General features: G+C 53.6%; 21 protein-coding genes. 10 read left to right on the top strand and 11 right to left on the bottom strand.

Going from position 1 to position 22,343, the window contains the following annotated elements; all coding sequences use genetic code 11:
• Window positions 1–42: 42 nt before the first annotated feature.
• The 4 genes from KGP22_RS22020 to KGP22_RS22005 all read right to left on the bottom strand — a co-directional run bounded on the left by KGP22_RS22020 (window position 43) and on the right by KGP22_RS22005 (window position 4,559).
• On the bottom strand, window positions 43–2,160 hold the full coding sequence (locus KGP22_RS22020) for a peptidase domain-containing ABC transporter (protein ID WP_223580791.1): 2,118 nt from the start codon (window positions 2,158–2,160) through the stop codon (window positions 43–45).
• Window positions 2,153–3,427: an HlyD family secretion protein gene (locus tag KGP22_RS22015; RefSeq protein ID WP_223580789.1), complete on the bottom strand. Its 1,275-nt coding sequence runs from the start codon at window positions 3,425–3,427 to the stop codon at window positions 2,153–2,155. The genes KGP22_RS22020 and KGP22_RS22015 overlap by 8 nt, the downstream gene beginning before the upstream one ends.
• 68 nt (window positions 3,428–3,495) lie before the next feature.
• On the bottom strand, window positions 3,496–3,780 hold the full coding sequence (locus tag KGP22_RS22010) for a hypothetical protein (protein WP_023309759.1): 285 nt from the start codon (window positions 3,778–3,780) through the stop codon (window positions 3,496–3,498).
• A 2-nt stretch (window positions 3,781–3,782) separates the two neighbouring features.
• Window positions 3,783–4,559, bottom strand: a complete 777-nt coding sequence (locus KGP22_RS22005) for a hypothetical protein (protein WP_058841944.1) — start codon at window positions 4,557–4,559, stop codon at window positions 3,783–3,785.
• Between the two features lie 405 nt (window positions 4,560–4,964).
• Between KGP22_RS22005 and yihX the strand changes: the two genes are divergently transcribed.
• From yihX to fabY, 4 genes are read left to right on the top strand one after another with little or no spacing between them, the layout of a single operon-like run.
• Window positions 4,965–5,564: a glucose-1-phosphatase gene (gene yihX / locus KGP22_RS22000; RefSeq protein ID WP_223580787.1), complete on the top strand. Its 600-nt coding sequence runs from the start codon at window positions 4,965–4,967 to the stop codon at window positions 5,562–5,564.
• Window positions 5,558–6,439 carry a virulence factor BrkB family protein gene (locus tag KGP22_RS21995; RefSeq protein WP_111963943.1) on the top strand — a complete coding sequence of 294 codons (882 nt, stop codon included), beginning with the start codon at window positions 5,558–5,560 and terminating at the stop codon, window positions 6,437–6,439. Before yihX ends, KGP22_RS21995 begins: the two co-directional genes overlap by 7 nt.
• Window positions 6,436–6,873 (top strand): D-aminoacyl-tRNA deacylase, encoded by a 438-nt coding sequence (gene dtd, locus KGP22_RS21990; protein WP_223580785.1) that lies wholly within the window; start codon window positions 6,436–6,438, stop codon window positions 6,871–6,873. Before KGP22_RS21995 ends, dtd begins: the two co-directional genes overlap by 4 nt.
• Before the next feature lie 44 nt (window positions 6,874–6,917).
• Window positions 6,918–7,859 carry a fatty acid biosynthesis protein FabY gene (gene fabY / locus KGP22_RS21985; protein ID WP_223580783.1) on the top strand — a complete coding sequence of 314 codons (942 nt, stop codon included), beginning with the start codon at window positions 6,918–6,920 and terminating at the stop codon, window positions 7,857–7,859.
• Between the two features lie 8 nt (window positions 7,860–7,867).
• Here fabY and KGP22_RS21980 read toward each other — a convergent pair whose 3' ends face one another.
• The 5 genes from KGP22_RS21980 to fdnG all read right to left on the bottom strand — a co-directional run bounded on the left by KGP22_RS21980 (window position 7,868) and on the right by fdnG (window position 14,531).
• On the bottom strand, window positions 7,868–8,788 hold the full coding sequence (locus KGP22_RS21980) for an alpha/beta hydrolase (RefSeq protein WP_223580781.1): 921 nt from the start codon (window positions 8,786–8,788) through the stop codon (window positions 7,868–7,870).
• A 219-nt stretch (window positions 8,789–9,007) separates the two neighbouring features.
• Window positions 9,008–9,937 carry a formate dehydrogenase accessory protein FdhE gene (gene fdhE, locus KGP22_RS21975; RefSeq protein WP_023309751.1) on the bottom strand — a complete coding sequence of 310 codons (930 nt, stop codon included), beginning with the start codon at window positions 9,935–9,937 and terminating at the stop codon, window positions 9,008–9,010.
• Window positions 9,934–10,569 (bottom strand): formate dehydrogenase cytochrome b556 subunit, encoded by a 636-nt coding sequence (fdoI, locus tag KGP22_RS21970; RefSeq protein ID WP_008501832.1) that lies wholly within the window; start codon window positions 10,567–10,569, stop codon window positions 9,934–9,936. Before fdoI ends, fdhE begins: the two co-directional genes overlap by 4 nt.
• Complete coding sequence (gene fdxH, locus KGP22_RS21965) at window positions 10,566–11,468, bottom strand: formate dehydrogenase subunit beta (protein ID WP_008501831.1); 903 nt, start codon at window positions 11,466–11,468, stop codon at window positions 10,566–10,568. The genes fdoI and fdxH overlap by 4 nt, the downstream gene beginning before the upstream one ends.
• A 12-nt stretch (window positions 11,469–11,480) precedes the next feature.
• Window positions 11,481–14,531, bottom strand: coding sequence for a formate dehydrogenase-N subunit alpha (gene fdnG, locus KGP22_RS21960; RefSeq protein ID WP_223580779.1), 3,051 nt, complete (start codon window positions 14,529–14,531; stop codon window positions 11,481–11,483).
• Between the two features lie 371 nt (window positions 14,532–14,902).
• Here fdnG and fdhD point away from each other — a divergent pair, with 371 nt between their 5' ends.
• Entirely contained in the window at window positions 14,903–15,739 is an 837-nt protein-coding gene (fdhD, locus tag KGP22_RS21955; protein WP_115876973.1) for a formate dehydrogenase accessory sulfurtransferase FdhD, read from the top strand.
• Window positions 15,740–15,853: 114 nt separating this feature from the next.
• Complete coding sequence (locus KGP22_RS21950) at window positions 15,854–16,066, top strand: DUF1471 domain-containing protein (RefSeq protein ID WP_023309747.1); 213 nt, start codon at window positions 15,854–15,856, stop codon at window positions 16,064–16,066.
• Window positions 16,067–16,105: 39 nt separating this feature from the next.
• On the opposite strand, the gene KGP22_RS21945 is transcribed toward KGP22_RS21950, so the two are convergent.
• On the bottom strand, window positions 16,106–16,429 hold the full coding sequence (locus KGP22_RS21945; protein ID WP_111963949.1) for an AzlD domain-containing protein: 324 nt from the start codon (window positions 16,427–16,429) through the stop codon (window positions 16,106–16,108).
• On the bottom strand, window positions 16,429–17,088 hold the full coding sequence (locus tag KGP22_RS21940) for an AzlC family ABC transporter permease (RefSeq protein ID WP_008501825.1): 660 nt from the start codon (window positions 17,086–17,088) through the stop codon (window positions 16,429–16,431). Before KGP22_RS21940 ends, KGP22_RS21945 begins: the two co-directional genes overlap by 1 nt.
• A 102-nt stretch (window positions 17,089–17,190) precedes the next feature.
• Here KGP22_RS21940 and KGP22_RS21935 point away from each other — a divergent pair, with 102 nt between their 5' ends.
• The 4 genes from KGP22_RS21935 to KGP22_RS21920 all read left to right on the top strand — a co-directional run bounded on the left by KGP22_RS21935 (window position 17,191) and on the right by KGP22_RS21920 (window position 22,290).
• Window positions 17,191–17,739, top strand: a complete 549-nt coding sequence (locus KGP22_RS21935) for an XRE family transcriptional regulator (RefSeq protein WP_023309744.1) — start codon at window positions 17,191–17,193, stop codon at window positions 17,737–17,739.
• Between the two features lie 17 nt (window positions 17,740–17,756).
• On the top strand, window positions 17,757–18,752 hold the full coding sequence (locus KGP22_RS21930; RefSeq protein ID WP_127732649.1) for a LacI family DNA-binding transcriptional regulator: 996 nt from the start codon (window positions 17,757–17,759) through the stop codon (window positions 18,750–18,752).
• A 104-nt stretch (window positions 18,753–18,856) separates the two neighbouring features.
• Entirely contained in the window at window positions 18,857–20,980 is a 2,124-nt protein-coding gene (locus KGP22_RS21925) for an alpha-galactosidase (protein WP_223580777.1), read from the top strand.
• A gap of 44 nt (window positions 20,981–21,024) precedes the next feature.
• Window positions 21,025–22,290, top strand: a complete 1,266-nt coding sequence (locus KGP22_RS21920; RefSeq protein WP_223580775.1) for an MFS transporter — start codon at window positions 21,025–21,027, stop codon at window positions 22,288–22,290.
• Window positions 22,291–22,343: the final 53 nt, after the last annotated feature.

The raw sequence follows: 22,343 nt of genomic DNA, 5'->3' as shown, positions 1-22,343 counted from the left end.
AGTTATGTCCCAACGCTATCTTTTTCCTGCGAAATTCACGGATTAGGGTAGCTCTGCTCCATTTATCACGAACACCCGATCTGCCGATGAAATCGTGGTTTCGCGATGCGCGATAATAATCCTCGTAATGTTCATCGCCTGTATAGACTGATTGACCTGACTTTCACTGGTTTTATCAAGGTGGCTGGTCGCCTCGTCCATGAATAAAATACCCGGTTTACGGTATAATGCCCGGGCAATATAAATCCGCTGTTTTTGACCGCCGGACAACCCTTCCCCAAGTTCACCAATCAGTGTCTCGTAACCCATTGGTAGCTTTAAAATGTCATTATGAATATGGCTTGCGATAGCGCATTGCACCATCCACTGCTCGTCAATGTCAGGCCGAAAACCGGCGATATTCTCTTTGATTGAGCCTGAAAACAGCTTATCTTCCTGCATGATACAGGCAATGCGTTCAGCATAATGCTCGAAACCAAGTTGCTTAATATCAATGCCATTAATTCGGACGCAGCCGTTCGACGGTTCGAATAAACCGCACAACACTTTCATCAAGGTGCTTTTACCTGAACCCGATACGCCCGTAATAGCAATACTCTCTCCGGCATGAATGGTCAGATTCAGTTTGCTGAAGATAGGGTCCGCATGGTTATCATAACGGTAAGTCAGATCCTGAATTTCGAGCGTTAAGGCTCCGTGTAGTAAACGCAGCGGGCTGGTGGCCGTTGAAGAAGATGCTTCCTGCAGCGCAATATCGGCAACGCGTTCATTGTGTAAGTTGATGATCTTCAGCTGAATGATAAAGTTGATCAGGGCATTTATTCGGTCATAGAACTGACTCCTGAAGGTGTTAAATGCGATAAACATACCGATGGTTAAATGACTATCCATCATCAGCCTGCCGCTAACCCACAGGATAACAATTTGGTCGCAGGCGGCGATAAAAGAGACGACGCCACCAAAGAAAAGATCCATTCGCGTCAAACGAATGCCTGTATTGACCTTATCTGAAAAAAGATTAAACCAGTTATTGATTCTCAGGTCAGTCATCCCCTGAATCTTAATCGTCGCGATACCGTACAGGGTTTCCATGAAATAAGAATTAAGGCGTGCTTCCTTGATTAACTCTTCTTCGGATAGCTGGCGATAGTATCGATAGGTAGCAAACCTAATGAAGGTGTATATTGCGGTAAAAGAGACCACTATCATGCTGAGCTGCAGGTTGTATAAAAACATCATTACCAGCAAACCCATGAGCATTAGCGTATCAATAATGCTACCAGTCAAACCTGTGGTAAAAGTGGCCCGTATAACATCAAGCGAGTGGAAGCGAGACTGAATGTCCCCCAATTTGCGTCTTTCAAAATAGGTGGTCGGAAGCTTTATAAGGTGAGAAAAGAGGCTAAAACTCCACTGGACGTCGATGAGTGTTCCCAGTATCAGCGTGGTCCAGGAGCGTATGACACTGACCGTCAAACGTAACAGAATCAGAATAAACAACCCAAGACAGATGATATTAAGTAAACCGTAATCTCCGGATGCAATCACATTATCCGTGACTAATTGTGTCCCCACTGGCAATAGCAGGCTGATCAACTCAATCACCAGCGATAAGAAAAATATCTTCGTCAGTGATGTCATCAGTCCATTGATATTCTTTAATAACGTGGTGGCTTTTAACCTGTTTTGCTTCTTTTGAACTGAGAAAGTAGTTCCCGGCCATACCTCAAGCACAACACCAGTAAAATGTTGGGACAATTCGGGCATGCTAATCACCCGTCGTCCAAACGCAGGGTCGTGGATCACCGCGCTGTTCTTATCGACCTTAATCAGTACGACAAAATGGTTAAAATCCCAATGCAATATGCAGGGCTTACGCACGTCATGTAATTCCTGAAGGTCCACGGACAATGCGCGTGACGACATCTCCAGTTCACTGGCAATTGCTTTTATCGCATTGAGGTTGACCCCACGTGATGACAAATTGAATTGTTGCCGGAGTTGCAGTAGATCCACCTGCTTGCCATAAAAACTGCATATCATTGAAAGACAGGCCAGGCCACATTCGGACGCTTCGGTTTGAAAGACAACTGGGATGCGTTTAAATATTTTAAGATCCAACTTGCGCAGCAGCGTCTCAAGTGTATAAAGATTATTCATTACCCGCGTCCGTTACGCTCATTTTCATTTCGTAAAATGGCGATAATAACCACTCATAGATATGTCTCTTTTCAAGGAAAAGAGAAATCTGCGCTTTGGCTCCCTGGCTCAGTGAGAGTTGTTTTCCATGAACTTGCACAGACTGTAGGTCAGGTTTGATCATGATTTTGTACCAGGACTTTTTATCGTCATAGAATTCATGTGCGATGGTCTGCTTTGACAGGAGTTCTGGCTTCGATGCCGGAAGCCTGGATATTGCTGATATTGATGCCCTGAACTGACCAAATTTTTCATAAGGAAAGGCGTCGTAACTAACATTAACGCGCTGGCCAATCGCCAGATAAGGAAGAACTTCATCCGGAACCCAGGTTTCGAGATAGCATGGTGAATGGATATTCTGCTGAACTCGCGCCAGTACATCGCCTGCGCCGATCATCTTACCTTGCGCCGTATTGATGGAGTCGATTAAGCCATCGGCTGTTGCCACGATGACATAATTACCTTCCGCTTCTGTATTTAACTTTTCTTTTTGCAGTTCGTATATTTGTTGCTCAAGCTGGTAAATCTGTTGGTCATAATCAGCGCTCTGGGACTGGATTTGCTGATTGAGCGCATCGATCTGAACCTGGTCCTGTGATTTTCTGGCGACCAGGTCAGAAACATTGCTCTGCTGTTGGTAGAGTAGTGCGTTTTGGCTACTCATCTGGTCTTTGGTGACCAGACCTTTTTCCTGATAACCACGGTAATCGTTAACGTTCTTCTCAATCTGATGCAGTTCCCGCTCAGCCTGCACCAGTAGCCCAGATGAGGTATTAAAACTGGACTGATAATGATCTTTTTGAGTCGTCAGCGCGTTGAGCGTACGGTTTTTCGAAGAGTTCAAATTTGCCATCATTACGCTGATACTCTTTATCTGTAGCGCGATCTCCTTTTTTTTATTCTCATCAACCAGGCCTGATTGCGTCGATACACCCGAATGAATGAGAAAGAGAGCATCACCTTTTTTTACGCGATCGCCTTCATTAACAAAACTCTGCACGACTGTACCCTGCATTGATGCAGAGATATTCACTGAGCCAGGGAAAGTGGTTATTTCACCGTGAACGATGACGCGACGGGTGTAGGAACCTTTGGTAATAAAAATAGAAATGGAAGCAATAAAAAAAATGCTGAGCAATATGATAAGAGCAAAAGGGATGCCCGGCAGAAGAACAGCTTTCCCTTCCCACCGTTTACTCTGATATTCAATAGCTTCCTTGCGAAACATACCTGGCCTCTTGCGGGGTGGAAATAGCCGCCAAATATCAGCGGCTATGAGTTATAATGGTTCAGGAATTAATGTCTACCGTGATCATTACCCTGGCGGCCACCGCCACTTTTCGAACCACCATTACCTTTTGATGAACCACCGCTTTTACCACCAACGTTAACCGAGCAACCACCGCTAAAGGATGTGCTTTCAGAGTGAGAACCATCTTTGTTAGTGGTGCTGGTGTGAGAATAGCTGCCATTACAACCAGCGCTACCACCACCGAACATCCCACCAATCGCACTACCGATAGAACCCCACATTCCTGCACCGCTGACGTTACTTAATTCACTTTCATTGAGTTCACGCATTATTAATTTTCCTTGCAATAGTGAGCAAAAGGTATACCCATAATATCCATAGACTTTTTCCATACCATTTCACCATCCGTGAATGAAATGTTTTTTACGCCAAAACGCGTAAAATCCTTTTCGCTGTACGTCGACAGACCTGTGTCTGGATCACCAATATTTTCTTTTTGCCCGCAAAGTGGCATCATCCATGACACATTTATATCTTTGTAGAATGCTTTATCCGTTTTTCTTATTTCTGAGAAAATGCGATCTGTTATCGTTGTGTCTGTATTGATTTCTCCGTTAACCGTAGTTGTTAACTTATTGTCATCAGAATTAGGCGACCCATGGAAACCAATAATGGAACCATAATTGATGATTTTGTTTTTTGCCGCTGGGAAAAGATAGTTAGCACAGGAAGAAAGGCATAATCGCCTGACCTCAATGTTAATTTCTTTATCATGAATAACTTGTGCTATTTTTATTGCAGTTTCGACATCGCCGCCACCACTGTTTATGGATATCGTTCTGACAGGGATAAGGTTTTTTCTGATAAGCCCCACAATGATTTTGTCATCATCTTTGGATATGTTTCCGTCGATATATAACGTATCAAAAACGAGGTGGGTTGAAAGTTTTGGTTCAAGCCCTTGCTTCACAATCAGTTGGCTGGAGAGTTGATATAAAATATCTCTGCTGGCTTTTTTAAATCGGTAGGCATTGTATGAATAAATAGCGAAAGCGCAGAGTAAAGCTATTAAAACGGCACTGAGGACGTATCCCTTTTTAATCTTCACGAAAGTGCAGCTCCATGTGTAAAGTAATGTAAACTTATCATTATAAAAAAGAAGATAAATAGAGTATTTGTATCTAAATGTAAATTTAAGTAAAGTGAACTTGTTGCGATTTCGAGCAAAGCCGCGCGAAATGGGATTGCCATGGCAAAAATGGGGGAATATGGTGATGAGAAAAAATATTACGGAAGCGTTTTTCTATAATTTTTTGCAGATTGAACTAAAACGTATATCTTCGCAAAATCGAACTTAAATAAAACTCATCCCTGCCTATCGCCAGTAAGCCAATATCATCTTCCTGGCTAAATTTTTGTTCTTCATACTGCTCCCTCTAAGCTGAATCTCGTGCATAGCCAAACTTTATCTTTCCCGCTACAGTTACCTCTCCACGGCGAGCAGGAGATAAACATGCTTTATATCTTTGATTTAGGAAACGTCATCGTCGATATCGATTTTAATCGCGTGTTGGGCGCATGGAGCGATTTTAGCCGCGTGCCGCTGGCGACCTTAAAGCAGAATTTCGCAATGGGCGAGACTTTCCACCAGCATGAGCGCGGTGAAATCAGCGATGAAGCATTCGCTGAACGTTTCTGTCAGGAGATGGGGCTTTCGTTAAGCTATGAACAGTTTTCCCACGGTTGGCAGGCGGTATTTGTCGCCATCCGGCCTGAAGTGATCGACATCATGCACAAACTGCGCGATCAGGGGCATCGTGTCGTTGTGCTATCAAATACCAACCGCCTGCATACCACGTTCTGGCCTGAAGAATACCCTGAAGTTAAGGCGGCGGCTGATAAAATCTATCTCTCGCAGGAGATGGGCATGCGTAAGCCTGAAGCGCGAATTTATCAGGCTGTTCTGCAGTCAGAAGGATTCACCGCGGCCGATGCGGTCTTTTTCGACGACAACGCCGATAATATAGAGGGAGCTAACCAGTTGGGTATTACGTCAATTCTGGTGACCGGAAAAGAGACGATACCTGACTACTTTGCGAAGCAGCTATGCTAAAAACCGTTCATCAAAAAGCCACGCACCATACTCGCCCGCTGCGGGCCTGGCTGAAACTGCTCTGGCACCGGATTGATGAGGACAATATGACCACGCTGGCGGGTAACCTCGCCTACGTGTCATTGCTCTCGTTAGTGCCGCTGGTGGCGGTTATCTTTGCCCTGTTTTCCGCCTTTCCGATGTTTGCGGACGTCAGCGTGCAGCTTCGTCATTTTGTCTTCGCGAATTTCATTCCGGCAACCGGGGATGTTATCCAGAACTACATTGAGCAGTTTGTTGCCAATTCCAGCAAGATGACGGCAGTGGGGGCGTGCGGTCTTATCATCACCGCGCTGCTGTTGATGTACGCCATCGATAACGCGCTAAACACGATCTGGCGGAGTAAAAAAGCGCGGCCAAAGGTCTATTCTTTTGCCGTGTACTGGATGATCCTCACGCTGGGGCCGCTGCTGGCCGGGGCGAGCCTGGCAATCAGTTCTTATCTGCTCTCCCTGCGCTGGGCGAGTGATTTAAACGGCGCTATTGATAATGTGCTTCGCATCTTTCCGTTGATCCTGTCGTGGCTCTCGTTCTGGCTGCTCTATAGCGTGGTGCCGACCACGCGCGTGCCTAACCGCGATGCGGTCGTGGGGGCGCTGGTGGCGGCATTGCTCTTTGAGCTCGGTAAGAAAGGGTTTGCCCTCTACATCACCATGTTTCCGTCCTATCAGCTGATTTACGGCGTGCTGGCGGTGATCCCCATTTTGTTTGTCTGGGTCTACTGGACCTGGTGTATCGTCTTGCTTGGTGCTGAAATAACTGTCACTCTCGGTGTATACCGCGAACTTAAAAAAGCAGCAGAAGCTGAAAAACAACAAGAAGCAGACCAACCATGATTGCATTGATACAGCGCGTAACCCGTGCCAGCGTCACCGTGGAGGGAGAGGTGACGGGTGAAATTGGCCCAGGACTTTTGGTGTTGTTAGGTGTCGAAAAGGATGACGACGAGCAAAAAGCCAACCGCTTGTGCGAGCGCGTGCTGGGCTACCGTATTTTCAGCGATGCGGAAGGCAAGATGAACCTGAACGTCCAGCAGGCGGGAGGCTGCGTGCTGGTGGTTTCCCAGTTTACGCTGGCAGCGGATACCGAGCGCGGCATGCGCCCGAGTTTCTCGAAAGGTGCCGCGCCGGATCGTGCTGAAGCACTTTACGAGTACTTTGTAGAGCGTTGTCGCCAGCAGGAAATGAATACGCAAACCGGACGATTCGCTGCAGATATGCAGGTATCGCTGGTGAACGATGGCCCCGTCACATTCTGGCTCCAGGTATGAGCCAACTGGCGGCATGGCCGCGGGTAACAAGAGAGAGTACAGCTATGTATCACCTTCGAGTACCGCAAACGGAAGAAGAGTTAGAAGCCTATTACCAGTTCCGCTGGGAAATGCTACGCAAGCCATTACATCAGCCAAAAGGCTCTGAGCGCGACGCCTGGGACGCGATGGCCCACCATCAGATGGTGATGGACGAAGACGGCAACCTCGTGGCCGTCGGGCGTTTGTACATCAACGCCGATAACGAAGCGTCTATTCGCTTTATGGCGGTTCATCCCTCCGTGCAGGACAAAGGTCTGGGGACGCTAATGGCGATGACCCTGGAATCCGTCGCCCGTCAGGAAGGCGTTAAGCGCGTTACCTGTAGCGCCCGCGAAGATGCCGTGGAATTCTTCGCTAAACTCGGTTTTGTGAATCAGGGGGAGATCACAACCCCGCAAACCACCCCGATTCGTCATTTTTTGATGATCAAACCCATCGCCACGCTGGACGATATTCTGCATCGCGCCGACTGGTGCGGACAGCTGCAGCAGGCCTGGTATCAGCACATTCCGCTCAGCGAAAAAATGGGCGTGCGCATTCAGCAGTACACCGGACAAAAATTTATTACCACCATGCCGGAAACTGGCAATCAGAACCCCCACCACACCCTCTTTGCTGGAAGTCTGTTCTCACTGGCCACGCTCACCGGCTGGGGACTTATCTGGCTGATGCTGCGCGAGCGCCATCTGGGTGGCACCATCATTCTTGCTGATGCTCATATCCGCTATAGCGCACCGATCAGCGGTAAACCGAGCGCGGTGGCCGATCTGGGATCGCTGGGCGGCGATCTGGATCGCCTGGCACGCGGCCGCAAGGCTCGCGTACAAATGCAGGTTGAACTATTTGGCGATAAAACACCGGGCGCGGTGTTTGAAGGCACCTATATCGTTCTTCCGGCGAAGCCTTTTGGCGCGTATGAAGAGGGCGGGAACGAGGAGGAGTAATCTTCTGTTCACGTTATCCGGGCGTGCTGAATCCGCCCGGCGATATCCCGCATAACGTCTCGCGCAGACTGGCTAACGCCGCCAAGCTGAAAGAAGCCATGGATGACGCCCAGCCAGCGCTGAGCGGTACACTTCACACCCTGCTCAGTCAAATGCTGATATAACATTTCTCCCTCATCGCATAGCGGATCGTACTCTGCGGTAATGATGTGCACTGGCGGAAGTCCGTAAAAATCATCGCGCCACAGCGGGCTCGCTTCGGGATGCTGGCGGTCGATGTCGGCGAGGTACATTTCATACCCGCTGAGCAGGGTATCGCGGGTGATAATGTAATCCGTGCCATTGAGGGCATAGCTTTCAAAACTGGCGGTGGCGTCGAGCATGGGATAGATAAGAATGAGCTGCGCGGGTTTCCATCGTCCTTTCGCGTTGAGCCGCAATGACGTCACCAGCGCAAGATGGCCTCCTGCGCTGTCTCCGCAAAGTGTGATCCGGTTTTTATCCACGCCCAGTTTGTCCGCATAATGCCAGACCAGATCTGCACCTTTTTCCGCATCGTCATGTGCTGCGGGGAAAATATGCTCCGGGGCCAGCCTGTACTGAATCGCGATCACCCGGCAATTGCCGTAGCAGGCTAACTGGCGGAGTTGGTTGTCATGGGTATCAAAGCCGCCGCTGATGAAACATCCACCATGATAGTAAATGGCAGCAGGCAATATTTCAGGCGCATTGAGAGGTGAAAATACCCGAATGGTAAGACCCTCAAGAACAAGCGTCTCCACCTGAACGCGCGTTTCGGTCTCCCCGGCAAGCCCCGTGCTGGCAATATAACCTGCTCGTCGCACCTCAACGCTCTGGCGACGTGACGAGGGTCGCCCTGCAGCGATAAATCCCTGAACCAGCTGTGCAATACCCTGTTCCAGCGCCATGAAAATTCCCTTTTACTGTATGGATAAACAGTTTTATAGCCTGGTTTGATTCAAAAGAAAACAAGAATATTGTTGAGGGCAACAATCTGGAAAGCGGCTCGCAAAGGCGATAACGCGTCTCTCAACGAGAATGGAGAGCATCTGACATGAAAGACGGCGGGTAATGCTGTCGAACTGCAGGCCGGGCAAGCACGCGCCGCCCGGCACTGTAACAGGGAGTTATTCCCCTTCACCCGGGAACAGGAACGGGTTGATCGAGCTGCGGGCGAATCCCTCCTGCTCCATCTTCGCGTCCAGAATCAGCGAGGCAAGATCGTCGGCCACCGCTTCGACTTTCGGGTCTTTTTCCTGATACAGAATCTTCAGGTAAGTGCCACAGTCGCCGCAGCTTTCGGCTTTCACTGCTGCTTCTTCATTTTCCAGCGACCAGTAGTTCAGATCGCGGGTCTGCTCGCAGTTGCTGCACTTGATGCGAACCACGTGCCACTCGGTTTCACACAGGTTGCAGTGCAGGTAGCGCAGCCCCTGAGTGGTGCCGATTTGCACCATGCTCGATACCGGCATGGAGCCGCAGACCGGGCAGAACTGGCGCGCCTCGCCGTATTCGGCGCGAGCTTTGCCGGGGATCAGGCTCGCCATTTGCGCCCAGTAAAGCGACAGCGCAGCCCAGATAAACGGCGCTTTATCGCTGCTCACCAGAGCAAAGTCGGAGGCAAACAGCGCGCTCGCCATCTCTTCCAGCTCCAGGTCAGAGGCTTTTTCCAGATTCTCAATGACCGCCAGCGCGGTTCCGCTCATCTCCGGCTTCAGCTCGGCAATTAGCGAATGCAGCAGCTTTTGCCAGTGCTTGTCGCGCGGCAGGACGTGAATGTCCAACGGCGGCTTGCCCTGCGCGTTGGCTTCTTTGATACGCGCGGTCAGATCCATTTGCAGCGGGTGGTCATACAGCACCACTTCCTGCGCATGGGCGACCAGCGCGGCAAAGCGCAGAAAATCGCCCAGCGGGTTGTTCTCTGCCAGCTCGCGCAGACGCTCTGCGCGGCGGTTGTAGAGGTTCTTGAGTCTGGGGAATAACAACGGCGGAATATAATCCGCCGTGCGTTTCTCGCTCGACCCCAGCTCATCTTGCGGGATTATGCGAATACTCATTCAGATGACTTTTCCTGTTTCTGGCGGACTTCACGGTACCAGCGCGGGTGATGTTTCTTCGCCCACGTACTGGTTACCCATCCTTCCACCATCGCGGTAATGGTGCCTTTCACCCAAAGGGCGGCGTAGATATGCACCATGATAACCACAATTAACGCCACTGCGGCAAATGAATGCAGCATCAGCGCGAATCGGATCACCGGGATTGAGAAAGCAGGCGCAAAGTACGGACGCCAGATGATCACGCCGCTCACCAGCAACAGGACCAGGAAGATAATCGCCGCCCAGAATACGCATTTCTGGCCGAAGTTATAACGCCCGGTGTCACCCACTTCCTCGTTGACGACGATCTTACGAATATTCTTCGCCCAAAAGATATCATCCCGATTGATTAGGTTATGGTGCCAGTAGCGGAAAAACATGATGATGAACGACGCGAACATAATGACGCCCACAAACGGGTGCAGGATGCGCGCCAGCTGTGGAGTCCCCATGATCTGCATCAGCCAGTTGAAGGACGGGAAGAAGAACCCCAGCCCGCTTATCGCCGCCAGCATGAAGCAGAAGGCGGTGACCCAGTGGTTGATGCGTTCCGGCGCGGTGTAGCGCACGATGGTGTCACGTTTTCTCATTTGCGCACCTCGTCTTTCTCTTCATGCAGGTTGTCGTCTTCCTCTTCCGCGCGGTTCGGACCGACGCCGACGTAGTGGAAGATGCTCGCTGCGAAGGTGGCAGCAAAACCGACCGCTGCCAGCGGTTTCCAGATGCCTTTCCAGAACTTCACGGTGGCGCTGATTTCCGGGTTCTCCGGCAGACCGTGATACAGATTCGGCTTGTCGGCGTGGTGCAGCACGTACATCACGTGCGTACCGCCAACCCCGGCCGGATCGTACAGGCCCGCGTTGTCGTAACCACGGGTTTTCAGCTCGCCCACGCGCTCTGCCGCCAGCGTTTTCATATCCTCTTTGGAGCCAAAGTGGATAGCGCCGGTTGGGCAGGTCTTCACGCACGCAGGCTCCTGGCCGACGGTTACGCGGTCAACGCACAGGGTGCATTTGTAGACGCGGTTGTCTTCCGGGTTCAGGCGCGGTACGTCGAACGGACAGCCCGCGATGCAGTAGCCGCAGCCGATGCACTGTTCGGACTGGAAGTCGACGATGCCGTTGGCATACTGAATGATAGCCCCTTCTGACGGACATGCCTTCAGGCATCCCGGATCCGCACAGTGCATACAGCCGTCTTTGCGAATAAGCCATTCCAGTTTGTCGTTCTGCTCAACTTCCGAGAAACGCATCACCGTCCAGGACTTGGCGGTCAGGTCCGCCGGGTTGTCGTACACCCCGACGTTGTGACCCACTTCGTCACGCAGATCGTTCCACTCAGAGCAGGCCACCTGACAGGCTTTACAGCCGATACAGGTGGTCACGTCGATAAGCTTCGCCACTTCCTGCTGGTGGTCCCGCGCCTGAGGCGCGGGCGTGAAACCATTAGTCGCGGAACGACGGATAATGTCTTGAGATTGATAAGCCATAAGTCGTCTCCGTTACACCTTTTCCACGTTCACGAGGAAGGCCTTAAACTCCGGCGTCTGCGTGTTCGCATCACCGACGAACGGCGTCAGGGTGTTCGCAATGAACCCTTTCTTCGCCACGCCCTCATAGCCCCAGTGAATCGGAATACCGATGGTATCCACCTGCTGACCGTGAACGTTCAGCGTGCGAATACGCTTAGTCACCACCGCCTTGGCTTTAATGTAGCCACGGTTAGAGGAGACCTTCACGGTATCGCCATGGGCAATGCCGAGCTTGTTCGCCAGCTTCTCACCGATCTCCACAAACTGTTCCGGCTGCGCGATCGCGTTAAGTAGCGCGTGCTTGGTCCAGTAGTGGAAGTGCTCGGTCAGACGGTAGGTGGTGCCCACGTACGGGAACTTGTCCTTTTTACCCAGCGCTTCAAAGTCGCCTTTGAAGATACGGGCTGCCGGGTTTGAGACCACGTTCGGGTGCAGCGGGTTGGTGCCCAGCGGCGTCTCAAACGGCTCGTAGTGTTCCGGGAACGGACCTTCCGCCATCTTATCGATAGCAAACAGACGCCCCATCCCTTCAGGCTGCATGATAAACGGCCCGACATCGCTGCCCGGTGCGGCAGTGCTGTAGTCCGGAATATCCACGCCGCCCCATTTCGCGCCGTCCCACTTCAGAAGCTGACGCTTCGGATCCCACGGGTTACCCTGCGGGTCAGCGGATGCGCGGTTATAGAGGATACGGCGGTTGAGCGGCCACGCCCATGCCCAGCCCAGCGTATTGCCAAGGCCCGACGGGTCGGCGTTATCGCGGTTTGCCATCTGGTTGCCTTTCGGCGTCCAGCTACCGGCAAAGATCCAGCAGCCGCTGGAGGTGGTACCGTCATCGCGCAGGTGCGCGAAGGTGCTGAGCTGATCGCCTTTCTTCGCCAGTACGGTGCCGGTGGCCGGGTCAATAACGTCCGCCAGCGCCTTACCGTTGCTCTCCATCGCCACTTCTTCTGGCGCAGGATTTTCCGGCGTCGAGTAGTTCCAGGTCATGTTCAGCACGGGTTCCGGGTTCGCGCCGCCTTCTTCCGCATACATCTTACGCAGGCGTAAGAAGATGCCGGCCAGGATCTCGCCGTCGTTCATGGCGATGCCCGGGGCGTCCGCACCTTTCCAGTGCCACTGCAGCCAGCGTCCGGAGTTAACGATCGACCCGTTCTCTTCCGCGAAGCAGGTTGACGGCAGACGGAATACTTCGGTCTGAATCTTCGACGGATCGACGTCGTTCGATTCGCCGTGATTCTGCCAGAAGGTCGAGGTCTCGGTATTGAGCGGGTCAATCGTCACCAGGAACTTCAGTTTCGACAACGATTCAACAACCTTGTTCTTGTTAGGGAACGAGGCCACCGGGTTAAAGCCCTGGCACAAATAGCCGTTCACTTTGCCCTGGTGCATCATCTCGAAATACTGCAGAACGTCATAACCTTTGTCCCACTTCGGCAGCCAGTCAAAGCCCCAGCTGTTTTCAGACGTCGCTTTATCACCGAAGAACGCTTTCATCATCGAGACGAAGAACTTCGGATAGTTGCCCCAGTAGTTCACCTGGCCTTCAAGCAGCGGTTTAGGCGTGCTGGCCGTCAGGTAGGTTTGCAGGTCGGTCTGTTTCTCGCTTGGCAGGTTCATGTAACCCGGCAGGCTCTGAGACAGCAGGCCGAGGTCAGTCAGACCCTGAATGTTGGAGTGACCGCGCAGGGCGTTCACGCCGCCGCCAGCCATACCCATGTTGCCGAGCAGGAGCTGAACCATCGCCATGGTGCGGATGTTCTGCGCACCGATGGAGTGTTGCGTCCAGCCGAGGGCATACAGGAATGACGCGGTTTTGTCCTTCGCGCTGGTTTCGGCGATAAGCTCGCACACCTTCAGGAAGTCCGCCTTCGGCGTACCGCAGATGTTTTCGACAACCTCCGGCGTGTAGCGGGAAACGTGCTCTTTCAGCAGGTTCCACACGCAGCGCGGGTGCTGCAGGGTGGTGTCGCGCTTCGCAAAGCCTTTTTCATCCAGCTCGTAGTTCCAGCTGGTTTTGTCGTATTTGCGTTTTTCGGCGTCGTAACCGCTGAACAGGCCATCTTCGAAGTGGTAATCCTCACGTACGATCAGGCTGGCGTTGGTATAGGCTTCGGTGTATTCGCGGTTATATTTTTCGTTGGTCATCAGGTACAGCAATACGCCTGACAGGAAAGTGATGTCAGTACCTGAACGAATAGGGGTGTAAAAATCCGCCACTGACGCAGTTCGCGTAAAGCGGGGATCGATCACAATCAGTTTCGCACCGTTGTGGATTTTGGCTTCCATCGCCCAGCGGAACCCGACCGGGTGCGCTTCAGCGGCGTTACCGCCCATCACCACAATGAGGTTGGCGTTCTTGATGTCGACCCAGTGGTTGGTCATCGCACCGCGACCAAATGTTGGAGCAAGACTTGCTACCGTTGGTCCGTGTCAGACACGCGCCTGGTTGTCGACCGCGAGCATACCGAGTGCGCGCGTAAATTTCTGGGTTAAATAACCGGTTTCGTTGCTTGAAGCGGAGGCACACAGCATCCCGGTGGAGAGCCAGCGGTTGACCGTGACGCCGTCGGCATTCTTCTCAACAAAGTTGGCATCGCGGTCTTCTTTAATGTGTTTTGCGATGCGGTCAAACGCCTCTTCCCAGCTGATTTGCTGCCATTTGTCGGATCCAGGCGCACGATATTCAGGGAATTTGAGACGGCTTTCGGAGTGGATAAAGTCCACCAGACCGGCCCCTTTCGGGCACAATGCGCCGCGGTTAACCGGATGATCCGGGTCGCCTTCGATATGGAAAATAGACGCTTTGGCGTTTTTAGCACCGTCGCCGAGGCTATACATTAACAGCCCGCAACCGACAGAGCAGTACGTACAGGTATTACGGGTTTCACGGGTGCGCAGCAGTTTATACTGCCGCGTTTCCGCCAGCGCTACGCCGGGCGCAAAGCCCAGTGCCGCTGCCGTGGTGCCTGCCATACCGCCAGCGCAGATCTTAAAGAACTGCCTTCTGCTGACCTGCATGGGTCACTCCTTGTTTCGACATTGCTTACATATGTAGTTTTGACTTCGCGGCTGAAGAATGACCGCAAAGGAAAAAATTTGCGTTAATCCCTCAATTCCACGAGGGATATCATCAGAATACCACATTGTCGGTACCGCTGTTCTAATGGCGTTAATACAAAGTGAACGTATTATCACCATGTTGATTATAAAGTGTGATATTGATCACATTAAAGGCTCTGCATGTTAAAGCGGTGTAGCCAGTGTCAGGTTGCACCCCTGCTAAATGAGTAGGAGAATGGTTGTCGAAAAGTTGATCCATACTATGCATACAGCCTGTGGTTTATGCTGCAATAGCACGCTCACCTCCGTGGTTGTTCAGGAATACCGCTGTGTCTAAACAAAACCGTGCTCCCCACTCGTCACCACTACCTGCAGGTATTGTGGAACTGTCGGTACACCGACCGCCCCACATCACCCATACCACGCCGGATTTTCTGGCGGAAGAAGTACCCGTTGCGCTCGTTTACAACGGTATCTCGCATGTGGTGATGATGGCGTCTCCGAAAGATCTTGAGCTGTTCGCCATCGGTTTTTCCCTCTCGGAAGGCATCATCGAGAATCCGCAGGAGATCTACGGTATGGACGTGGTGCAGGCCTGCAACGGTCTTGAAGTGCAAATCGAACTCTCCAGCCGCCGCTTTATGGGGCTGAAAGAGCGCCGTCGCGCGCTGGCCGGGCGTACCGGCTGCGGCGTGTGTGGCGTTGAGCAGCTCAATGATATTGGTAAACCCGTTGCGCCATTGCCGTTTACTCAGACCTTTAATCTGGCGCACCTCGACCATGCGCTTAAGCACCTGAATGATGTACAGCCCATCGGCCAGCTGAGCGGCTGCACGCACGCGGCGGCATGGGTGTTGCCGTCGGGGGATATTGCCGGGGGACATGAGGACGTTGGCCGCCACGTGGCGTTGGACAAGCTGCTCGGTCGCCGGGCTCGTGAAAGTGAGGTCTGGAAGCAGGGGGCAGCACTCGTTTCCAGCCGCGCCAGCTACGAGATGGTGCAAAAATCCGCGATGTGCGGTGTGGAAATTCTGTTTGCGGTCTCAGCCGCAACAACGCTGGCGGTGGAGGTGGCGGAGCGCTGCAACCTGACGCTGGTGGGCTTCTGCAAGCCGGGAAGGGCGACGATTTATACCCATCCACAACGATTGATAGTTGATCAGTAATTTTGAATGATAATAGCAAATCCTTCCGCTTTTAGTTGTTCATGATGAGGTCTAGTATTTATCTCATCAAGGCACGGTGCCTTACCAAAACAACTTAATGAAAGGGTTTATATCATGAAAAGCATCAAAACTTTTGTCGCTGTAATCGCTCTGGCTACTTCTTTCGGTTCTTTCGCTGCACAGACCGTAACCGCAACCGCCTCTACCATTGATGGCGCAGAAGCTAAAATCGCGGCTCAGGCTCAGGAAGCCGGCGCGTCATCGTACAAAATTACCCAGGCGTTCTCAGGTAACCGCGTACACATGACCGCTGAACTGACTAAATAAGCTGTCACACCGTCGAAAGAGCGCCCCCGGGGCGCTTTTTTAGTTTATGCCCGCCACGCGCAGCAGCGCGGTTACCACTGCCGCCGCTACGATCACCACAATTAACGGCATCTTCCGCCAGGCCAAAAACACTGCAAACGCCACGCCCAGCACGCGCGCCATGCCGGCAAAGTGGTCACCCTCATAAAACGTGGTCGCCAGCGCCACGGAAAACAGCAATACCGTTGCCGCATCTGACAGCAGCGCCTGTGAACGCTCTGACAATGCCAGCCTGCTGCCCAGTTTCGCTCCGCCAAGACGCATCAAATAGGTTCCCGCAGACAAAATGGCGATGCCGAGAATAAAGAACGTCATGTTTTCCATTATTTTTTCCTCGCGGCAAGACCGAGTAAAGAGAGCAGTACCGGCAGACCTACGGGGGCAAATGGCACGGCGGCCAGCGACAGAACGGCACCGCTGCAGGCGCGGATCAGCGTGGTGCGGTTTTTAAATGCGGGAACCACTAATGCCAGCAGTATCGCCGGGAATACCGCATCCAGGCCTATGGTTTCCGGGTCCGGCAGCAGTTTGCCGACCATGGCACCCAGCAGCGCGCCAAGCGGCCAGACGATGGCGACGCCTAAACCGCACAGCCAGTAGGCGGCTTTACGCTGCTCGGCGGTTTTTTGCGACAGGCCAAACACCACGCTTTCATCGTTCATGATGTGGCAGCCCAACAGGCTCAGACCGCGCTTACCGACCAGCTCTCGCACCGTCACTCCAAACGGCACATGGCGCGCGTTGACCAGTAATCCTGCGGCTGCAGCCGCCAGCGGGTTACCGCCGCTTGCTACAATGCCGATAAACATAAACTCTGACGCGCCCGCGAGTACGGTGATGGAGAGCACAAACGGCACCCAGACAGGGAAACCATAGGCCATCGCCAGCGAGCCGTAGGACATCCCCACCACGCCCACCGCGAGGCAGACCAGGATGATTGCTTTTATGGTGTCGCCTTTCAAACAAGAGAGATGATGCTTCATACATTTTTAGCCATATCGAACGTGTATCCATTATAATGAACGCAACGAAACTGATTTTCAAGGCGAACGATTCGTTCGTTTTATAGAACAAGAGGCCGTTATATGACGCAGCCAATCAGCCTGATCGCTAAAAGTCTGGTGCGGGAACGTCTGCGCACCGGGCTTTCGCTGGCGGAAATTGCCCGCCGTGCCGGGATCGCTAAATCCACGCTTTCCCAGCTGGAGTCCGGCAACGGTAACCCTAGCCTGGAAACGCTGTGGTCGCTGTGCGTGGCGCTGGATATTCCTTTCGCCCGCCTGCTTGAGCCGCAGTTGCCGACCACGCAGGTGATCCGCCGTGGTGAAGGGACAAAAGTGGTCGCCGGACAGGCTAATTATGAAGCCATTTTACTGGCGGCATGCCCACCCGGCGCGCGGCGCGATGTCTATCTTCTGATGACCCAACCGGGCGCAGATCGTATTTCTCAGCCGCATCCGCCGGGCTCTGTTGAACATATTATTGTGACGCAGGGCCGGGCGCTGGTCGGCCTGCTCGACGCGGCGGAAGAGCTCGGCGCAGGGGATTACATTTGTTATCCCGCCGACCAGCCGCACATCTTCAAGGCCCTGGAGCCAGACACTTACGCGCTGCTGGTGGCGGAACAAAACTAACAGAGATACGGAAACTCATGTCGCTTAAAGCCATTGCCAAAGAACTGGGGCTGTCAGTCACCACCGTCAGCCGCGCCCTCAACGGATATGACGACGTCTCCGCCGAGACGCGCGCTCGCGTAGAAGCGGAAGCCCAGCGACGCGGCTATCGGCCTAACACCTTCGCCCGCCGCCTGAAGATGGGCAAAATTGATGCCGTTGGGCTGGTGTTCCCGGTCCATCCTGTTCCGCTCAATAACAGCGTATTTATGGATATGGTCGGCGAAATTAGCCACGAACTGGCGCGACATGAGATCGACTTATTGCTTATCGCCGACGACGATCTCGCGGATAAGCACAGCTATATGCGCATGGTGCAAAGCCGCCGCGTGGATGCGCTGATTGTGGCCCACACGTTGGATCGCGATCCGCGACTTGAGCAGCTGCAGGCCGCCGGATTTCCCTTTCTGGCGCTTGGTCGCAGCCAGCTACCGCAGCCGTACGCGTGGTTCGACTTCGACAACTATGCCGGTACGTACAATGCTACACGCTGGCTAATCGGGAAAGGCCATCAGCGCATTGCCCTGCTGGGCGAAAGCAACAATCAGGCATTCATCACCCAGCGTCGTCAGGGCTATCTGGACGCGTTGCGGGAAGCCGGGCTTTCCAGCGAATGGCTGCGCGCCATGCCCCCTTCGCGCCGCGTGGGTTATGCCACCACGAAAGAGCTTCTCTCGCTGTCGCAGCCGCCCACGGCCATCATTACCGACTGCAACACTCACGGTGACGGCGCAGCGATGGCGCTGGCAGAGCTGGGCCGTCTGACCGGCGAGAGCGCCGTTGCGCTGGTTGTTTATGACGGGCTCCCGCAGGACAGTATCGTCGATGCCGACGTGGCGGCAGTGATCCAGTCCACCCGCCAGGGGGTCGGGAAACAGATTGCCGATATGGTGCGTCAGCTGATTAACGGCGACGATATTGAACGGCTTCAGGTGCTCTGGCAGCCCGAATTCTCTCCCGGCCAGACGGCCTGAATCTCTCCATTTTCTAAAGCCGATCACAAAACCGAAACGTTTTGGTTTGTATCCGAAACGTTTCGGATCAACACTCAGATCATCCCGATGACAGGAGATGTCTGATGCAAGATTTCGTTTTACGACTTGAAAGCAACACGGTAGACGTGGTGATCAAAACGTACCCGTTCGCCGAAATTCTCTACTGGGGGCCGCACCTTCAGCACTTTTCGCCACAGGATGTTGCTATGCTCGCGCGCCCTGTTGCCAACGGCAGGCTTGACGTCGACTCCCCGGTCACGCTGATGGCCGAGCTGGGGCACGGTCTGTTTGGTGCTCCCGGCATTGAGGGGCATCGGCAGGGGCTGGACGGTTCACCCATGTTCACCACCACAGACGTACAGCAGTCAGGACAACCCCTGACGGTGACGGCGGAAGATGAACATGCGGGCCTGCGTCTGACCAGCGAGCTGGCGCTGGATGCCAGCGGCGTGCTGGTGGTTCGTCACGGTTTAACGAACCTGAAAGCGCAGGCGTGGCAGGTGGACCGTTTTGCCATAACGCTACCCGTGGCCGAGCGCGCGCGGGAGGTGATGGCCTTCCATGGACGCTGGATCCGGGAATTTCAGCCGCACCGCGTAAAGCTTGAACACGACAGCTTCGTGATTGAAAACCGTCGGGGTAAAACCTCCCACGAGCACTTCCCGGCGCTGATTGCCGGTACGCCGTCGTTTAGCGAAATGCAGGGTGACGTCTGGGGCGTGCATCTGGGCTGGAGCGGCAACCACCGCCTGCGCGCGGAAGCGAAAACCGATGGTCGTCGCTACCTGCAGGCCGAAGCGCTCTACCTGCCGGGCGAAATGGCGGTTGAGGAGGGCGATACGCTCTGGACGCCGCGCCTGTATGCCAGCTATTCCACGCATGGCCTGAACGGCATGAGCCAGCCGTTTCATCGCTACCTGCGCAACAACGTTATCCGCTTCCCGGAAAACAAACCGCGCCCGGTGCACCTCAATACCTGGGAAGGGATCTACTTCAACCACGATCCGGACTACATCATGCGCATGGCCGACGAGGCGGCGACGTTGGGTGTGGAGCGCTTCATCATTGACGACGGCTGGTTCAAAGGTCGTAACGACGACCATGCCGCGCTGGGCGACTGGTACCTGGATGAGAAAAAATACCCGAACGGCCTGACGCCGGTGATCGACCACGTCAAACGGCTCGGCATGGAGTTTGGCATCTGGGTTGAGCCGGAGATGATCAACCCAGATTCAGATTTGTACCGCGCGCACCCTGACTGGGTGCTGGCGCTGCCGGGCTACAAACAACACACCGGGCGGCACCAGCTGGTGCTCAATCTGAGTATCCCGGAAGCATTTGATTATCTTGTGGAACGCATGAGCTGGCTTCTGGGTGAACATGAAGTCGACTACGTGAAGTGGGACATGAACCGTGAGCTGGTACAGCCGGGTCACGACGGGAAGGCCGCCGCTGACGCGCAAACCCGCCAGTTTTATCGCCTGCTGGACGTGCTGGGTGAACGTTTTCCGCACATCGAATTTGAATCCTGCTCATCCGGCGGGGGGCGAATTGACTATGAGGTGCTGACGCGCTGCCACCGCTTCTGGGCCTCGGACAACAACGATGCGCTGGAGCGCAACACCATCCAGCGCGGCATGAGCTATTTCTTTCCGCCGGAGGTGATGGGGGCGCATATCGGTCATCATAAATGTCACGCTACCTTCCGCCAGCACAGCATTGAATTTCGCGGTCTGACGGCGCTGTTTGGCCATATGGGGCTGGAACTTGACCCCCTCACCGTCGATGAGAAGGAGCGCGAAGGCTATCGCCGTTACGCCGCGCTGTACAGGCAGTGGCGCGAGGTTATTCATCAGGGCACACAATGGCGCGTGGATATGCCGGATGCCAGTACGCTGGCACAGGGTATTGTGAGCGAAGATAAAACGCAGGGGCTGTTTATCGTCAGCCAGCTCGCCATGCCGGACTACACGCTGATGATGCCGCTGCGCATGCCGGGGCTTGAGCCCAGCGCGCAGTATCGTATTTCGCTGCTCGATCACCCTGATATTCACATTACCGGTGAAGGAGGCCATACCATGCGCAAGCTGCCGGCATGGATGGAAACACCGCAAACGGCGAGCGGCGAGTGGCTGATGCAGGCGGGCATTGCGCTGCCGATTCTGGATCCGGAAACCGCCGTTCTGATTGGCGTTGAACGCGTGTAAAGGTGACGGGCCGGACAGCCGGCCCTCCGTTGAGGATAAAAATAATGAACACAACAACCTGTACCCACAAAGACAACCCTAACTTCTGGATCTTCGGGCTGTTCTTCTTTCTCTACTTCTTCATCATGGCCACCTGCTTTCCGTTCCTGCCGATCTGGCTGTCGGATATCATCGGCCTGAACAAAACCCATACCGGCATCGTCTTTTCCTGCATCTCACTCTCGGCCATTGCCTTCCAGCCGGTGCTTGGGGTGATCTCGGATAAACTGGGTCTAAAAAAACACCTGCTGTGGATCATCTCCGTGCTGCTGTTCCTGTTTGCCCCTTTTTTCCTCTACGTCTTCGCGCCGTTACTAAAAGCCAACATCTGGCTGGGCGCGCTGAGCGGCGGCATGTATATCGGCTTTGTCTTTTCGGCGGGCTCAGGGGCCATTGAGGCGTACATTGAACGCGTGAGCCGTAACAGTTTTTTTGAGTACGGTAAGGCGCGCATGTTTGGCTGCCTCGGCTGGGGGCTATGCGCCTCCACGGGCGGGATCCTGTTCGGCATCGATCCGTCGTATGTTTTCTGGATGGGTTCGGCGGCGGCGCTGCTGTTGATGCTATTGCTGGTGGTCGCAAAGCCAAGACCCAACCAGACGGCGCAGGTGATGAATGCGCTGGGTGCCAACCAGCCGCAGATCACCGCGAAAACGGTCTTTAGCCTGTTCCGTCAGCGCAGGATGTGGATGTTTATTCTGTACGTGATTGGCGTGGCCTGCGTCTATGACGTCTTTGACCAGCAGTTTGCTACCTTCTTCAAAACGTTCTTCGCCACGCCGCAGGAGGGCACTCGCGCCTTTGGTTTTGCGACCACTGCCGGGGAAATCTGCAACGCGATCATCATGTTTTGTTCACCGTGGATCATTAACCGCATCGGCGCGAAAAACACGCTGCTCATCGCCGGGGTGATTATGGCGACGCGCATTATCGGCTCGTCGTTTGCCACCACCGCCGTAGAAGTGATTGCCCTGAAGATGCTGCACGCGCTGGAGGTGCCGTTCCTGCTGGTGGGGGCCTTCAAGTACATCACCGGGGTGTTTGATACACGTCTTTCGGCGACTATCTATCTGATTGGATTTCAGTTTTCCAAACAGTTGGCAGCGATTTTTCTCTCCGCGTTTGCCGGAAATATGTATGACCGGATCGGCTTCCAGGAGACGTATCTGATGCTGGGCTGTTTCGTGCTGGCGATTACGGTGGTGTCGGCGTTTACGCTTAGCAGCAGGGAGGAAATTGCGGCAGGCAATAAGGCGCTGGAAGTCCATTAACGCCCTGAACACATTCACTATTCCTGCGTTGGTCTAAAACCGAATAACCTTAT

It is taken from the genome of Enterobacter sp. JBIWA005 (assembly GCF_019968805.1).
GTDB classification, from domain to species: Bacteria; Pseudomonadota; Gammaproteobacteria; order Enterobacterales; family Enterobacteriaceae; genus Enterobacter; species Enterobacter vonholyi.
This window is presented reverse-complemented; position numbering and strand designations above follow the sequence as displayed.

Bases quoted from the DNA above. Each gene is read 5' to 3' on its own strand.
- KGP22_RS21925 (WP_223580777.1), top strand. From the start codon at position 18,857: ATGCAAGATTTCGTTTTACGACTTGAAAGCAACACGGTAGACGTGGTG.
- KGP22_RS21950 (WP_023309747.1), top strand. From the start codon at position 15,854: ATGAAAAGCATCAAAACTTTTGTCGCTGTAATCGCTCTGGCTACTTCT.
- KGP22_RS21930 (WP_127732649.1), top strand. From the start codon at position 17,757: ATGTCGCTTAAAGCCATTGCCAAAGAACTGGGGCTGTCAGTCACCACC.
- KGP22_RS21995 (WP_111963943.1), top strand. From the start codon at position 5,558: ATGCTAAAAACCGTTCATCAAAAAGCCACGCACCATACTCGCCCGCTG.
- KGP22_RS22010 (WP_023309759.1), bottom strand. From the start codon at position 3,780: ATGCGTGAACTCAATGAAAGTGAATTAAGTAACGTCAGCGGTGCAGGA.
- KGP22_RS21935 (WP_023309744.1), top strand. From the start codon at position 17,191: ATGACGCAGCCAATCAGCCTGATCGCTAAAAGTCTGGTGCGGGAACGT.
- fdxH (WP_008501831.1), bottom strand. From the start codon at position 11,468: ATGGCTTATCAATCTCAAGACATTATCCGTCGTTCCGCGACTAATGGT.
- KGP22_RS21980 (WP_223580781.1), bottom strand. From the start codon at position 8,788: ATGGCGCTGGAACAGGGTATTGCACAGCTGGTTCAGGGATTTATCGCT.
- fdhE (WP_023309751.1), bottom strand. From the start codon at position 9,937: ATGAGTATTCGCATAATCCCGCAAGATGAGCTGGGGTCGAGCGAGAAA.
- KGP22_RS21920 (WP_223580775.1), top strand. From the start codon at position 21,025: ATGAACACAACAACCTGTACCCACAAAGACAACCCTAACTTCTGGATC.
- fdoI (WP_008501832.1), bottom strand. From the start codon at position 10,569: ATGAGAAAACGTGACACCATCGTGCGCTACACCGCGCCGGAACGCATC.
- yihX (WP_223580787.1), top strand. From the start codon at position 4,965: ATGCTTTATATCTTTGATTTAGGAAACGTCATCGTCGATATCGATTTT.
- KGP22_RS21940 (WP_008501825.1), bottom strand. From the start codon at position 17,088: ATGAAGCATCATCTCTCTTGTTTGAAAGGCGACACCATAAAAGCAATC.
- dtd (WP_223580785.1), top strand. From the start codon at position 6,436: ATGATTGCATTGATACAGCGCGTAACCCGTGCCAGCGTCACCGTGGAG.
- KGP22_RS22020 (WP_223580791.1), bottom strand. From the start codon at position 2,160: ATGAATAATCTTTATACACTTGAGACGCTGCTGCGCAAGTTGGATCTT.
- fabY (WP_223580783.1), top strand. From the start codon at position 6,918: ATGTATCACCTTCGAGTACCGCAAACGGAAGAAGAGTTAGAAGCCTAT.
- KGP22_RS22015 (WP_223580789.1), bottom strand. From the start codon at position 3,427: ATGTTTCGCAAGGAAGCTATTGAATATCAGAGTAAACGGTGGGAAGGG.
- KGP22_RS21945 (WP_111963949.1), bottom strand. From the start codon at position 16,429: ATGGAAAACATGACGTTCTTTATTCTCGGCATCGCCATTTTGTCTGCG.